The sequence below is a fragment of the Streptomyces sp. NPDC031479 genome (assembly GCF_055581065.1).
In genome coordinates, this window is record NZ_JBVIKC010000030.1 from 47,921 (window position 1) to 61,473 (window position 13,553).

Genomic DNA, 13,553 nt, shown 5'->3' on the forward strand with positions numbered 1-13,553 from the left:
TACGACACAGCAACAGGCACAAGAAAGAGGGAAGGGAAGCAGGGGTGGGGGGGGTCGGGGGGGCGGGGCCTTTCTGCCAAAGGGGGGGGGGGGCGGGGGACCGCGCCCCCCCCCCCCCCCGCTCCGGCGCAGGACCCGGCTCCGGCCGGGACCGAGGCCGGGAACGGCGGGGCGCCGACGCCCGTCGACCCGGCACCCGGCGTCTGACCCTTCCTTCGGGACGTTCCCGCCCCGCCCCCCGCTCCGGCGGGGGGCGGGGCGGACCCGTTTCCGGAGGCCGTGGGAGGGGCCGGTAGGCTCGGCCGCAGCGAGCGGATCCGCGTCGAACCCGGAGGAGAACCGTGCCCGAGCTGCCCGAGGTCGAAGTGGTGCGGCGCGGTCTGGAACGGTGGGTGGCCGGGCGGACCGTCGAGTCCGTGGAGGTGCTCCACCCCAGGGCCGTACGCCGCCACCCGGCGGGCGGGGCCGACTTCGCGGCGCGCCTGGCCGGGCAGACCATCGGTGTGCCGAGGCGGCGCGGCAAGTACCTCTGGCTGCCGCTGGAGGAGCGGGACCTGTCCGTCCTCGGGCACCTCGGGATGAGCGGGCAGCTGCTGGTGCAGCCGGCCGGCGCCCCCGACGAGAAGCACCTGCGGATCCGGATCCGCTTCGACGACGACGCCGGGACCGAGCTGCGCTTCGTGGACCAGCGGACCTTCGGCGGGCTCTCGCTGCACGAGACCGTCCCCGGCAGCGCCGAGGGGCTGCCCGACGTCATCGCGCACATCGCCCGCGACCCGCTCGACCCGCTCTTCGACGAGGGGGCCTACCACCTGGCGCTGCGCGCCAAGCGCACCACGCTCAAGCGGGCGCTGCTGGACCAGTCCCTGATCAGCGGGGTCGGCAACATCTACGCTGACGAGGCCCTGTGGCGCGCGAAGCTGCACTACGAGCGCCCCACCGCCACCCTCACCCGCCCCCGGAGCGCGGAACTCCTGGCCAGGGCGCGGGAGGTCATGAACGCCGCGCTGGACGTCGGCGGGACCAGCTTCGACAGCCTGTACGTCAACGTGAACGGCGAATCCGGCTACTTCGACCGGTCCCTCGACGCGTACGGCCGCGAGGGCGAGCCGTGCCGGCGCTGCGGCACGCCGATCCGGCGGCGGGCGTGGATGAACCGGTCGAGCTACTTCTGCCCGCGCTGTCAGCGGCCGCCGCGCGCGGTGTCGTAGGACTGCCGGGAGGTGAGGACCTCGTCCATGCTGCCCTCCAGGAAGTGGATCAAGGAGAGCAGGCGGTCGGCGACCTCGCGGCCGAGCGGGGTGAGCTCGTAGTCGACCCGGGGCGGGTTGGTGGGCTGGGCCTCGCGGTGGACGATGCCGTCCCGCTCCAGGGCGTGCAGGGTCTGGGAGAGCATCTTCTCGCTCACGCCCTCGACCCGGCGGCGCAGCTCGTTGAAGCGGCAGGGGCCGTCGTGCAGGGCGCCGACGGTGAGGCTGCCCCAGCGGCCGGTGACGTGTTCCAGGGTCTCCCGGGACGGGCACGCGCGCGCGAAGACGTCGAACGGCAGGTCGGCCGTGGTGGCGTCGGTACAGACAGGGGTCTCCATAGGGACAGCGTACTCCTGGGCAGCGCTAACTGTCCGCTTGCGCTTTCGAAAAGTTAGTGGTTCTCTTTCTCTCGTCGCACCGCTCCGTGCCCGGCGCACGGCGGTGCACCCGCACCCGCTCTTGAGGAGAACCACCATGTCCACCACCGCGTCCGCCCCCGTCGTCTCGATCGCCTACCACTCCGGCTACGGGCACACCGCCGTCGTCGCCGAGGCCGTGCGGGAGGGCGCCGCCGCCACGGGCGCCACGGTCCACCTGATCAAGGTCGACGCGATCACCGACGCCGAGTGGGAACTGCTCGACGGCTCGGACGCGATCGTCTTCGGCTCCCCGACCTACATGGGCACCGCCTCCGGCGCCTTCCACGTCTTCGCCGAGGCCACCTCGAAGCGCTGGTTCGGCGACGTGTGGCAGGACAAGATCGCCGCGGGCTTCACCAACTCCGCCTCCAAGGCCGGAGACAAGCTGAACACCCTGCAGTACTTCCAGATGCTGGCCTCCCAGCACGGCATGAGCTGGGTCAACCTGGGCCTGAAGCCGGGCTGGAACTCCACCGCCGGTACCGAGTTCGACCTCAACCGCCTCGGCTTCTCCTCCGGGGCGGCGGCCCAGACCAACTCCGACGAGGGCCCGGAGGGCGTGCACAAGGCCGACATCGCGACCGCCGAGCACCTCGGCCGCCGGGTCGCCGAGCACGCCCGCGTGGTCCTGGCCGGCCGGGCGGCGCTGGCGGCGTCCGGCGCCTGACCGGTACCGGGGAGGGCGGGCTGCCCGAGGGCCCGCCCGGAATCCGGGCGGGCGGGACCGTCAGAAGCCGAAGAAGTGACATGGGGCCTCGCTGACCTGGGGCCCTTTCTGCGGCCAACGCTGTGACCTGCGACTTAGTCGTCGATGGTTGTCAACGTTGGTCGCCTTCGGCTGCCCTCGGACGGCCCAGCGACGGCCCCGCCGACTACCCACCCTCAACTCCCATCCCGTCTGCCGTCGACCCACACGCATGTGGAGCGGACGCGGTGCTGGGCGTCCAGGTGGAGCGCGCCACTGTACGAACGACCTGGACGCCCAGCACCGTGTCTGCTCGGCTTGTCCTGGGTCGACGGCAGACGGGATGGGAGTTCCCCGCATCAGCCCCATTCGGCCGGCACCCGCGAGCGGCGCCCCCGCCATCCCGGAGTCGGAGCGCCCCCGCCGGAGGCATGTTCGGTAAGAGATGGAACCAGCGGCCCGTAGGGAATCGACTCATGCCCTTGGGCCTATCCCGCCTTGCAGGGGCGGGCGTCGGCGGAGCGTGCGCGGAGCGGGCCGAAGGCAGGAGCGTCGCGCAGAGCGGCGCCGGGAAGCCCGCCCGGCGGAGCGGAGCGCAGCCGGGTGCTTGATGAGGTAGAGAAACCTGTAACAGGCTCGGCTATTCCGGGCTCGATTGCTCGACGATCCATGCGCGATAGTCGGGTGTGGCGTCATCGATCGGCAGCGTGATGATGCTGGGCACCAGGTAGGGGTGCTCATGCTTCGCGCGGGCGATGATCTCGGGAACACGGCTCCGTACCGTACGCAGGGTCGCAAGGGCTTCGCCGGTGTCGTGGACTTCTCCCTCCCATCGGTAGATGGATCTCACCGGGGAGATGTGGCCAGCAGCGCATAGCCGATCGCCGACCAGGCCGCGCACGAATGATCCGAGCCATTCCGCATCCGGAGCGGTGATCAGTACGGCACAGATGTCCTTCACGGCGAGATCCCCTGATCCCGCTGAAGCTTGGCGTTCAACTCCAGTGCTTCATCCTTGCTCCGGGCCGCCGTCCCCCACCCAGTCATCACATTGCCGTCATAACCGAGTCCCACCCAGCGGCCGGACATGTTGATCCCGTGGGGGTGCAGGACGAAGTACAAGGTCCCTTTAGAGCGCACTGGGCCGTCGTTAGCTACGTACCAGCCCATGAGGACTTCTTGGTCCCAGAGGCGCAGCTCTCCGCGCCAGTGGTAGCCGCCCGCCTCGACGCTGAGTCCTCGGCTGACCGTGTCGAGATGGATCAACTCTTCCTGCTGGGCGAAGTTGACCTCCTGGGCGGTAACCACGCGTTCGTTGTCCCTGGTGGTCTGCCACGACATCCACCATGTACCGGACAAATCGACGCGGTGGCTTGGCTGGCCGGCCAGTTCGTTGACGGTGATGCCCAACGCGCGTGCGATGGCAACGGCAACTGAGAGCACCGGCTGTTGTTCGCCAGCTTCGTACCGCCTGACCTGCCGCTGGGCGACGCCTGCTGCTGTGGCTAGTTCGGCCTGAGACATGCCTAGCTCGGCACGCCTTCTGCGAATCACTTCATGTAGCTCCATGCCTCCATCATCGGGGGACTACTTAGTCCTTGACAAGCGGACGCATCTGTCCTCACCATGAGAGGACGAATTAGTCCCCTCGATGGGGCTAAAAAGCCGGGAGCGGCGCCCTACCACCAAGCAGCCCGCCGCTCCCGTCCCTCGAAGGGAGCTTTCATCATGCCCGCATCACTCACGAGTGTGCAGCAGGCCCGCTTATCCAGCCTCGATCTCTCCAACGGGGAACGCGCCGTGGCTCTGTATGCCTCGGACATGCCGACCTTGTACCGATACCGGCGAGGCGACGACGACAAGGTGTGCGCCTGGATCGCCCAGGGTGCTGCTCGCCTGGGTCTTGTGGACCTGGCCTACCTGGCTGCTGTGCAGCGTGATCACCGGCTGGACTGGCTGGATGGCATCACCTCGGAGGAGGGGAGCGCTGAGGGGTTCGGCAACAAGGCTCGCCGTGACCGTGCCGAGACGCTCGCCTCGCTCGTGACGTTCCGCGCGTCCGTGAGCCGCGAGGCGCTGTGGCGTCAGGCTCAGTCGGCCGCTTCACTCCGCCCGGTATCGGTGGAGGTGGCGGCGTAATGGGATGGGGACGCGGCTTCGGCCAGTCACGTGACCCGCTCGACTCCGACGCCGATGAGGCGCGCAAGGTCGCCAGCAGCCACCAGCGCTACTGCGCGGGCAAGGGCGTGGACGCGCCCAGGATGGGCCGCAAGGGATCGCCTGGGCGGCCTACGGATAACACCTCCGGCTCCTCGTCGGCTTCAGCCAGCACCCCGAAGAAGGGGCGCCGCTGGTGACGCACTTTCCTGTGCCCCCGGCCGCTGTCACTGAGATGGCGGCGGCCGTGGGCACCGACCCGCTCACCCTCGCCGATCTCTTGCGGGTCGCGGCCTCGCCGGGCTTCGACCGTTGGCAGGAACAGGTTCGCCGTACCGGCGGCTGCTCGGACCCGATCCACCTTTCAGGCTCCACCGTCACCCGCGACTGCCACACCGGGGATGTCCTCTACTCGTACTCGACCGCTGGCGAACCCGGCGGCCGGATACGGATCGCGTGCGGCAACCGGCGGGCCTCCCGCTGTCCCTCCTGCGCCTGGACCTACGCCGGAGACACGTACCACCTCATCCGGGCCGGAATCACCGGCGACGAGACCAAACAGGTGCCTGTGACGGTCCGGGAGCACCCCCGAGTCTTCGCTACCCTCACTGCCCCTTCTTTCGGCCCCGTCCACAACCGCCCGTCTTCCGGCTGCTGCCGCTGCGGCACCGCGCATGCCGAGACTGACCCACTGCTGGGCACGGCCCTGACCCCCGGCAGGTACGACTACGCGGGCGCGGTGCTCTGGAACAACTACGCCGGGCAGCTCTGGCAGCGCTTCACGATCTACCTGCGCCGGGAGATCGCCGCCCGTACCGGGATCACGCAGACGGATCTGAAAGAGTCCTGCCGAGTCTCTTTCGGGAAGGTCGCCGAGTTCCAGAAGCGCGGAGCGATTCATTTTCACGCCGTGGTCCGCCTCGACGGGCCGGACGGACCCAACGGTCTTCCACCTGCTTGGGCATCGGTCGGCCTGCTGGACGACGCAATCCGGGCCGCCGCCGGCCGAGTCGCCATCCGGGTTCCGGCTTCCGAGGGTCATCCTGCCCGGACTCTGTACTGGGGTACGCAGGTAGACGTCCAGCCCATCGGCGGACTCGGCCATCAGGAGTTGACCGAACAGGCCGTCGCCGCCTACGTGGCGAAGTACGCGACAAAGGCTGCCGAGACTACCGGCACTACAGACCGGCGCATCGGCGAACTTGCCGAACTGGACAAGCTCCGGCTGCCCGCCCACACGCGCCGCTTGATCGAAGCCTGCTGGGAACTCGATGACGCCTACCCGGACCGGCTGCTCGCGCACTGGTCGCACATGCTCGGCTTCCGGGGCCACTTCTCCACGAAGTCCCGCGCATACTCCACCACCCTTGGCGCCCTCCGCCAGACCCGAGCCGACTACCGCGCTGCCCAGGAACGCCGCGAGCGAGGACTGCCCGACTCCGACGACTCGGAGGGTTCCACGCTGGTAATCGCCCATTGGGCGTACGCCGGTCACGGTCACACCCCGGGTGAGTCCTGGCTCGCCCAATCCATCGCCCGTGACATCAAGACCAACCGTGACACCGCACGCGAAGCACTCGCAGAACTCGAAGCTGACGCGCCAAAGGGGAGTGGTGACCGTGGCCCGCGCACTGCCTGAGCGCTATTTGACCCCCGTCGACCTGGCGGACCTTCTCGGCATCCCGCTGGAGACGGTCTACCAATGGCGCCGCAAAGACACCGGGCCCCGCGGCTTCCGCGTTGGCCGGCATCTCCGCTTCGACCCTGAGGACGTCCGCGTCTGGGTCGCCTCGCTCATGGACAAGGAAGCCGCGTAATGGCTGGACACATCCAAGACCGCTGGTACAAGACCGAGCCCGGTCCGGATGGTAGGACGGTCAGGGTCGCGACCGGCCGCCACGGCGTGGGTATGCGCTACCGCGCGCGGTACGTCGGCCCCGATGGCAGCGAGAAGTCCAAGAGCTTCCCGGACAAGCAGAAGCGCAGGGCCGAGACGTGGTTGTCGAACATCGAAGCGGACATGTCGCGTGGCGACTACATCGCTCCTGAGGCAGGCAAGGTCACCTTCGAGCAGTACGCCGCCAAGTGGGTGAAGACGCAGATGACCGACCCATCCACTCGCGAGTCTGTAGAGATGCGGCTGCGTCTCCACGCGCTCCCGCACATCGGCAAGCGCCCCATCGGGTCATTCAACCCGACGCACCTACGGCTCTGGATGCGGACCCTTGAGGACGCGGGACTGTCAGCCGCCTACCGGCGTGGGATCTTTGCTCACGTCTCCACGGTGTTCACGGCTGCTGTGGAGGACCGCGTCATCCGGGCCAACCCCTGTAGCGCGCGGTCCGTGAAGGCTCCTCGCCTCGATCCGCGCAAGGTCAAGCCGTGGTCCATTGATCGCGTCATGGCCGTCCGTGCCGCTCTGCCCGAGAGATACCAAGCGCTCGTCGACCCCGCCGCCGGTTGCGGCCTTCGCCAAGGAGAGGTATTTGGCCTGGCTGTCGAGGACGTCGACTTCCTCGGCGGCGTCGTGCATGTGGTCCGGCAGGTGAAGCTCCTGCGCAACCGACCTGTATTTGCCCCACCCAAGGGTGGCAAGGAGCGGGACGTTCCCCTCCCCGAGTCCATTGCGTTCGCCTTGGCCGGCCACCTCACCAGCTTCCCGGCGGCGGAGGTGACGTTGCCCTGGAAGACCTTGGACGGCCCGCCGGTCACTGCGTCTTTGATCTTCCGGAGCCCTGAGGGCCTCTCCCTGAACCGAAATCGGTTCAACGACCGGCAGTGGCGTCCTGCCCTCCGTGCCGCCGATGTCGCAAACGGGCGGGACAACGGCATGCACGCGCTCCGGCACTTCTACGCGTCCGTGCTCCTGGACGCGGGGGAGAGCATCAAGGCCCTGAGTGAGTACCTCGGCCACCATGACCCGGGCTTCACGCTGCGCACCTATACGCACCTCATGCCGTCCAGCGAGACCCGTACGCGGGCCGCCGTAGACGCAGCGTGGGCCGCCCCGGTTGCCGATGACGGCCCCGAGACGGCCCACGAAAGCTCATAGGTCGCTGACCTGCGGAAATCTTAGAAGCCGAAGTCCTGGGTCCACCAGGGGCCGCCGGCGCCGAAGTAGACGCCCACGCCCAGGGTCCGGTATTCGCAATTGAGGATGTTCGCCTTGTGGCCCGGGCTGTTCATCCAGGCCGCCATCACGGACTTGGCGTCACCCTGGCCGCGCGCGATGTTCTCGCCGCCGAGGCCGGAGATCCCGGCCTTGTCGGCCCGGTTCCAGGGGGTGTTCCCGTCCGGGTCGGTGTGGTCGAAGAAGCCCCGTACGGCCATGTCCTTGCTGAAGGCCGCGGCCAGCGAGGCCAGCGGCGGGTTCGCGCGGACCGGGACGCACCCGGCCTGGGCCCGCTCCTGGTTCACCAGAGTGAGGACGGCGGCCTCCTCCGCGGAGTGCCCGTCGTCGGGCGTCGTCACGGAGGGCTTGGGAGCAGGGGGCTTCGGCGCGGCCGTCTTCGGGGGCGCGGGCTTCGTGGTCTGCGGGGCGGCGCTCTTCTCCGGCTCCTCGGTCGGGGCCGCGGGGGAGGGGGCCGTCGAGGGTGAGGCCGACGGGGAAGCCGAGACCGAAGGGGAGGGGGAGGTCGAAGGGGAGGGGGAGGCCGAAGGGGCGCCCGTCTCGGGGGCGGAGGAGGCGCGACCGGACAGGTTGGCCAGGCCGCCCTGCTGTTCCGGCGCCTGCCGCTCGGGGCTCGCCGACGGCTCCGCCCCGGCCTGCGTCCGGCTCCCGGAGTCCGTGCCCACGTAGGGGAAGGAGCCGCCGACCGGCACGAAGCCGGTCGTGACGGCCGCCGTGCCGAGGGCCACCGCCACGGACACGCCGAGCACCCCGCCCAGCACGGCGGTGCGGCGCCGGACGCCGCGGCGCGGCGTGGCGTGGAGTCGGTGGCGTCCCATCGGCGGCTTGCCTTCCCTCACAAGATCGACCCTGCGCACCCGAACGGGTGAAGCATTGGTGGGGGACTGTAGCCGATGAGTCCAGGGGGGCGATGTGCTCCGGAATCGTTTGCCCCGTTAGCGTTCATGCATGAATGAAGACGTCCGGCTGACCGCCTGGGTACGCGGCCGAGTACAGAGGGTGGGCTTCCGCTGGTTCACCAGGGCCAATGCTCTGGAGATCGGAGGGTTGGTCGGCTTCGCGCTCAATCTCGACGACGGCCGAGTGCAGGTGGTGGCGGAAGGTCAACGTGAGAATTGCCACCGGCTGCTGGACTGGCTCCGCTCCGCCGACACGCCCGGGCGGGTGGACGGGGTGACAGAGATCTGGGGCACACCGCGCGGTGGCTACGACGGCTTCGAGATCCGGTGACCGATCGACCGATCATGGACTGATCGCATCGCCGGATGGACCGCACACGGTCGGAACTGCGCATTCACCGTCGAGGCGTTGCCGGGGAGATCGATTCGTGGAAGGCTCGGAACCGAGGCCGACCTCCCCGCCGCCCGAGCCGGCCGGGCCGCCCGCCGATACAGGGCGTGATCGTGTTGACCGTCAAACTTTTTGGTGAGACGCTGGAAGCCCCGCGCACCTGAGCTGTTTGGCAGTGCTGGCAGTAGTAAGCGCAGTGACTGACAGTCGCTGCCGGACATCCGCGGGTGCGATTCCCTCACGACCCACACCGCTTCGGTCGGTCACTCAGTGTGGAGGACCATCCATCATGGCAAAGGCGCTTCTCGGTTACGTCGGCGGTTCCGACCCGCGACTCCTCGCCGAGATGCGACGGCTTCAGCAGCGCGTCCAGGACCTCGAGTCCGAGCTCGGACGGATCCAGTCCGAGAACGACGCACTGAACGCTGCCGCCGCTCAGCACGGAGACTCGCTGCTGGACAGCATTGACCTCGACGTACCCCAGGCGGAGCCTGCGCTCACCTGATCCGCGCTACTCGTCGTTCCACTCCAGCCCCGCATGATCTGCAAGGGACGCTCCGGCGTCCCTTCTTTCTTTCACCGGCGGCCGTCCCGCTCCGCGTCCTTCCCCGCCGCCTTCCCGCCGCGAGCCCGCATTGGGCCAGGTGGGGGGCCCACTCCTTTAACGTCTGATGTGCCCTGCACCTTCATGGGCGAAACCGAACGTGAAAGGTAGAGTCCGGCGGCGTGCACCTCAAGTCCCTGACCCTGCGTGGCTTCAAATCCTTTGCCTCCGCGACCACCCTGCGCTTCGAGCCGGGCATCACCTGCGTGGTGGGACCGAACGGATCGGGCAAGTCCAACGTGGTGGACGCGCTGTCCTGGGTCATGGGGGAGCAGGGGGCCAAATCCCTGCGCGGCGGGAAGATGGAGGACGTCATCTTCGCCGGGACCACGGGCCGCCCCCCGCTGGGGCGGGCCGAGGTCTCCCTCACCATCGACAACTCCGACGGCGCGCTGCCGATCGAGTACGCCGAGGTCACCATCACGCGGATCATGTTCCGCGGCGGCAGCAGCGAGTACCAGATCAACGGGGACACCTGTCGGCTCCTCGACATCCAGGAGCTGCTCTCCGACTCCGGCATCGGCCGCGAGATGCACGTCATCGTCGGGCAGGGCCGGCTCGACTCCGTCCTGCACGCCGACCCGATGGGCCGGCGCGCCTTCATCGAGGAGGCCGCGGGGGTACTCAAGCATCGCAAGCGCAAGGAGAAGGCCCTGCGCAAACTCGACGCGATGCAGGCCAACCTCGCGCGGGTGCAGGACCTGACGGACGAACTGCGGCGCCAGCTCAAGCCCCTGGGCCGGCAGGCCGCGGTGGCCCGGCGGGCCGCCGTGATCCAGGCCGACCTGCGCGACGCGCGGCTGCGGCTGCTCGCCGACGACCTGGTGGCCCTGCGCGGCGCCCTCGACGCGGAGATCGCCGACGAGGCCGCGCTCAAGGAGCGCAAGGAGTCCGCCGAACGGGACCTGGCCGGGGCGCTGAGGCAGGAGGCGGCGCTGGAGGAATCGGTACGCCGCCTCGCGCCCCGGCTCCGGCGGGCGCAGCAGACCTGGCACGAGCTCTCGCAGCTGGCCGAGCGGGTGCGGGGGACCGAGTCCCTGGCGCTGGCGCGGATCAAGAGCGCGTCGGCGCCGGTGGAGGACGAGCGGCGCGGCCGCGACCCCGAGGAACTGGAACGGGAGGCCACCCGGATCCGGGAGCAGGAGGCGGAGCTGACCGCCGCGCTGGAGGCCGCCGAGCGCGCGCTGGAGGACACCGCCGAGCACCGGGCCGGGCTGGAGCGTGCCCTCGCCGAGGAGGAACGGCGGCTGCGGGACGCGGCTCGGGCCGTCGCCGACCGGCGTGAGGAACTGGCCCGGCTGAACGGGCGCCTGGGCGCGGCCCGCTCCCGGGCCGGAGCCGCCGAGGCCGAGATCGACCGGCTCGTGGCCGCCCGGGACGAGGCGCGGGTCCGGGCGGAGGCCGCCCGTCAGGAGTACGAGGCGCTGGCCGAGGAGGTCGGCGGGCTCGAAGACCCTGAGGTGGAGGCCGAGTACGACGCGGCGCGGGCCGCGTCGACCGGGGCGGAGGCCGCGCTGGCCGCCGCCCGGGAGGCGCTGACCTCGGCGGAACGGTCCCGGGCCGCCGTGTCGGCGCGGCGGGAGGCGCTCGCGCTGGGGCTGCGGCGCAAGGACGGGACGGGGGCGCTGCTCGCTGCTCGCGAACGGCTGGCCGGACTGCTGGGGCCGGCCGCCGAGCGGGTGACGGTCGCCCCCGGGTACGAGGTGGCGGTGGCGGCGGCGCTCGGGGCCGCGGCCGACGCGGTGGCCGTGGCCTCCCCGGCGGCGGCGGCCCTGGCCATCCGCCACCTGCGGGCCGGTGACGCGGGCCGCGCCACGTTCCTGGTGGCCCCGGCCGTCATCCCGGGTCCGGGCCAGGCCCGCGGCGGAGCGATTCCCCTCCCGGGCCAGGCCCCGGACGCAGCCGCCCCGGGTCAGGCTCCGGGCGGGGCGGTCCCGGGCCAGGCCCAGGACGCAGCGGCCCCGGACCGGGCTCCGGACGCTGCGCTCCCCGGCCGGGCTCCCGCGCCGGGCGGCGGTACCGCCCTGCCCGTACAGGACCGGGGTCCGGACGAGGTCCCCCACCCGGCCCCCTCCCCGGCCCCCGGCCACGGGACCGAGGCCGGGGCGACGGAACCGCACGCTCCGGTCCTGACCGCGGGCGGGCCCGCGTGGCGGGAGGCCGCCGCACTGGTGGGCGGGGACGCGGAGGTGCGCCGGGCCGTGGCCTGGGTGCTGCGGGACCACGTCGTGGTCGGCAGCCTGGAGGAGGCCGAAGCGGTGGTGGCCGGGCACCCCGGCCTGGTCGCGGTGACCGCCGACGGGGACGTCCTCGGGGCGCACCTCGCACACGGCGGCTCCGCGGGCGCACCCAGCCTGATCGAGGTGCAGGCCGCAGTCGACGAGGCGGCGGCGGAGCTGGAGCGGCTGGACGGGGAGTGCCGGGAGCTGACCGGGGCCGAGGCGGACGCCCGGGCCCGCCGCGACGCGGCAGCCGCCCTCGCCGAGGAGCTCGCCGAGCGGCGCCGCGCCGGGGAGCAGGCCCGCGCCGGGGTCGCGCAGCAGCTCGGGAGGCTGGCCGGGCAGGCGAAGGGGGCCCTCGGCGAAGCCGAACGCAGCGCCCTGGCCGCGGCCAAGGCCGAGGAGGCGCTGGAACGGGCCCGGGTGGACGTGGCGGAGTGCGCGGAGCGGCTCGCTGCGGTGGAGGAGATGCCCGTGGAGCGGGAACCCGACACCTCGGCGCGGGACCGGCTCGCGGCCGACGGGGCGAACGCGCGGCAGACCGAGATGGAGGCCCGCCTGCAACTGCGTACCCACGAGGAGCGGGTCAAGGCGCTGGCCGGGCGCGCGGACGGGCTGGACCGCGCGGCCCGTGCGGAACGCGAGGCCCGGACCCGCGCGGAGCGGCGCCGGCAGCGGCTGCGCCACGAGGCCGAGGTGGGCCGGGCCGTCGCCGAGGGCGCGCGGCAGCTCCTGGCGCACCTGGCGGTGTCGATCGGCCGCGCGGACCGGGAGCGTACGGCGGCCGAAGGGGCCAAGGGGCTGTGCGAACGGGAGCTCGGCGAGGCCCGGGGCCGGGGCCGTGACCTGAAGGCCGAGCTCGACAAGCTCACCGACTCCGTGCACCGGGGAGAGGTGCTGGGCGCCGAGAAGCGGCTGCGGATCGAGCAGCTGGAGACCAGGGCGCTGGAGGAGCTGGGCGTGGAGCCGGCGGCCCTGGTCGCGGAGTACGGGCCGGACCAGCCGGTCCCGCCGTCCCCGCCGGCCGAGGGCGAGGTCCTTCCGGAGGATCCGCAGGACCCCCGCAACCGGCCTGGCCCGTTCGTCCGTGCGCAGCAGGAGAAGCGCCTGAAGTCGGCGGAGCGCGCCTACCAGCAGCTCGGCAAGGTCAACCCGCTCGCGCTGGAGGAGTTCGCGGCGCTGGAGGAGCGGCACCAGTTCCTCAGCGAGCAGCTCGACGACCTGCGCAAGACGCGGGCCGATCTCCTTCAAGTGGTGAAGGAGGTGGACCGGCGGGTGGAGCAGGTCTTCACCGAGGCCTACCACGACACCGCCCGCGAGTTCGAGGGCGTGTTCTCGCGGCTGTTCCCCGGCGGCGAGGGCCGGCTCGTGCTCACCGACCCGGACGACATGCTGGCGACCGGCGTGGACGTCGAGGCCCGCCCGCCGGGCAAGAAGGTCAAGCGGCTGTCCCTGCTGTCGGGCGGCGAGCGCTCGCTGACGGCCGTGGCACTGCTGGTCTCCATCTTCAAGGCCCGGCCCAGCCCGTTCTACGTGATGGACGAGGTCGAGGCGGCCCTGGACGACACGAACCTCCAGCGGCTGATCCGGATCATGGTGGAGCTCCAGGAGAGCTCGCAGCTGATCGTCATCACGCACCAGAAGCGGACGATGGAGGTCGCGGACGCGCTCTACGGCGTCTCGATGCAGGGCGACGGCGTCTCGAAGGTGATCAGCCAGCGGCTGCGCTGAACCCCTTCAGTTTTCAAGAAGTGAAGTCAATGTTCCGACAGGCCGCTTAACCCGACCTTCACATCAGC

The 13,553-nt window shown here is 71.0% G+C and carries 13 protein-coding genes; 9 read left to right on the forward strand and 4 right to left on the reverse strand.

Annotated features, from left to right (window positions below; all coding sequences use genetic code 11):
• Positions 1-341 precede the first annotated feature (341 nt).
• Positions 342-1,211: a bifunctional DNA-formamidopyrimidine glycosylase/DNA-(apurinic or apyrimidinic site) lyase gene (gene mutM, locus ACZ5D2_RS27800; RefSeq protein WP_371676482.1), complete on the forward strand. Its 870-nt coding sequence runs from the start codon at positions 342-344 to the stop codon at positions 1,209-1,211.
• Here mutM and ACZ5D2_RS27805 read toward each other — a convergent pair.
• A complete protein-coding gene (locus tag ACZ5D2_RS27805; RefSeq protein WP_371676481.1) occupies positions 1,184-1,588 on the reverse strand; it encodes a winged helix-turn-helix transcriptional regulator in 405 nt (134 codons plus the stop codon). The two genes, mutM and ACZ5D2_RS27805, sit on opposite strands and share 28 nt — an antisense overlap.
• Before the next feature lie 136 nt (positions 1,589-1,724).
• Between ACZ5D2_RS27805 and ACZ5D2_RS27810 the strand changes: the two genes are divergently transcribed.
• On the forward strand, positions 1,725-2,336 hold the full coding sequence (locus ACZ5D2_RS27810) for a flavodoxin family protein (RefSeq protein ID WP_371676480.1): 612 nt from the start codon (positions 1,725-1,727) through the stop codon (positions 2,334-2,336).
• Positions 2,337-2,994: 658 nt separating this feature from the next.
• On the opposite strand, the gene cutA is transcribed toward ACZ5D2_RS27810, so the two are convergent.
• Together cutA and ACZ5D2_RS27820 are read right to left on the reverse strand one after the other, a co-directional pair.
• Positions 2,995-3,315 (reverse strand): divalent-cation tolerance protein CutA, encoded by a 321-nt coding sequence (cutA, locus tag ACZ5D2_RS27815; RefSeq protein ID WP_468932961.1) that lies wholly within the window; start codon positions 3,313-3,315, stop codon positions 2,995-2,997.
• Positions 3,312-3,923, reverse strand: coding sequence for a helix-turn-helix transcriptional regulator (locus tag ACZ5D2_RS27820; protein ID WP_468932964.1), 612 nt, complete (start codon positions 3,921-3,923; stop codon positions 3,312-3,314). Before ACZ5D2_RS27820 ends, cutA begins: the two co-directional genes overlap by 4 nt.
• A gap of 159 nt (positions 3,924-4,082) precedes the next feature.
• On the opposite strand from ACZ5D2_RS27820, the gene ACZ5D2_RS27825 reads away from it, so the two are divergent.
• From ACZ5D2_RS27825 to ACZ5D2_RS27840, 4 genes are all read left to right on the forward strand, one after another.
• Positions 4,083-4,493 carry a hypothetical protein gene (locus tag ACZ5D2_RS27825; RefSeq protein ID WP_468932967.1) on the forward strand — a complete coding sequence of 137 codons (411 nt, stop codon included), beginning with the start codon at positions 4,083-4,085 and terminating at the stop codon, positions 4,491-4,493.
• A gap of 253 nt (positions 4,494-4,746) precedes the next feature.
• Complete coding sequence (gene repSA / locus ACZ5D2_RS27830) at positions 4,747-6,150, forward strand: replication initiator protein RepSA (protein WP_468933014.1); 1,404 nt, start codon at positions 4,747-4,749, stop codon at positions 6,148-6,150.
• Positions 6,131-6,328, forward strand: a complete 198-nt coding sequence (locus ACZ5D2_RS27835; protein ID WP_468932970.1) for a helix-turn-helix transcriptional regulator — start codon at positions 6,131-6,133, stop codon at positions 6,326-6,328. The genes repSA and ACZ5D2_RS27835 overlap by 20 nt, the downstream gene beginning before the upstream one ends.
• Positions 6,328-7,563 carry a tyrosine-type recombinase/integrase gene (locus ACZ5D2_RS27840; RefSeq protein ID WP_468932972.1) on the forward strand — a complete coding sequence of 412 codons (1,236 nt, stop codon included), beginning with the start codon at positions 6,328-6,330 and terminating at the stop codon, positions 7,561-7,563. Before ACZ5D2_RS27835 ends, ACZ5D2_RS27840 begins: the two co-directional genes overlap by 1 nt.
• Positions 7,564-7,583: 20 nt before the next feature.
• On the opposite strand, the gene ACZ5D2_RS27845 is transcribed toward ACZ5D2_RS27840, so the two are convergent.
• Positions 7,584-8,459 (reverse strand): CAP domain-containing protein, encoded by an 876-nt coding sequence (locus ACZ5D2_RS27845; protein ID WP_371676479.1) that lies wholly within the window; start codon positions 8,457-8,459, stop codon positions 7,584-7,586.
• Positions 8,460-8,589: 130 nt separating this feature from the next.
• Between ACZ5D2_RS27845 and ACZ5D2_RS27850 the strand changes: the two genes are divergently transcribed.
• The 3 genes from ACZ5D2_RS27850 (at position 8,590) to ACZ5D2_RS27860 (ending at position 13,485) form a co-directional block, all read left to right on the forward strand.
• The gene (locus ACZ5D2_RS27850) at positions 8,590-8,871 is read left to right on the forward strand and encodes an acylphosphatase (RefSeq protein WP_371676478.1); all 282 of its coding nucleotides are present in this window, start codon (positions 8,590-8,592) and stop codon (positions 8,869-8,871) included.
• A gap of 349 nt (positions 8,872-9,220) precedes the next feature.
• Positions 9,221-9,436 (forward strand): hypothetical protein, encoded by a 216-nt coding sequence (locus ACZ5D2_RS27855; protein WP_030227372.1) that lies wholly within the window; start codon positions 9,221-9,223, stop codon positions 9,434-9,436.
• 221 nt (positions 9,437-9,657) lie between these two features.
• Complete coding sequence (locus ACZ5D2_RS27860; RefSeq protein WP_468932977.1) at positions 9,658-13,485, forward strand: AAA family ATPase; 3,828 nt, start codon at positions 9,658-9,660, stop codon at positions 13,483-13,485.
• The last annotated feature ends 68 nt before the right edge of the window (positions 13,486-13,553 follow it).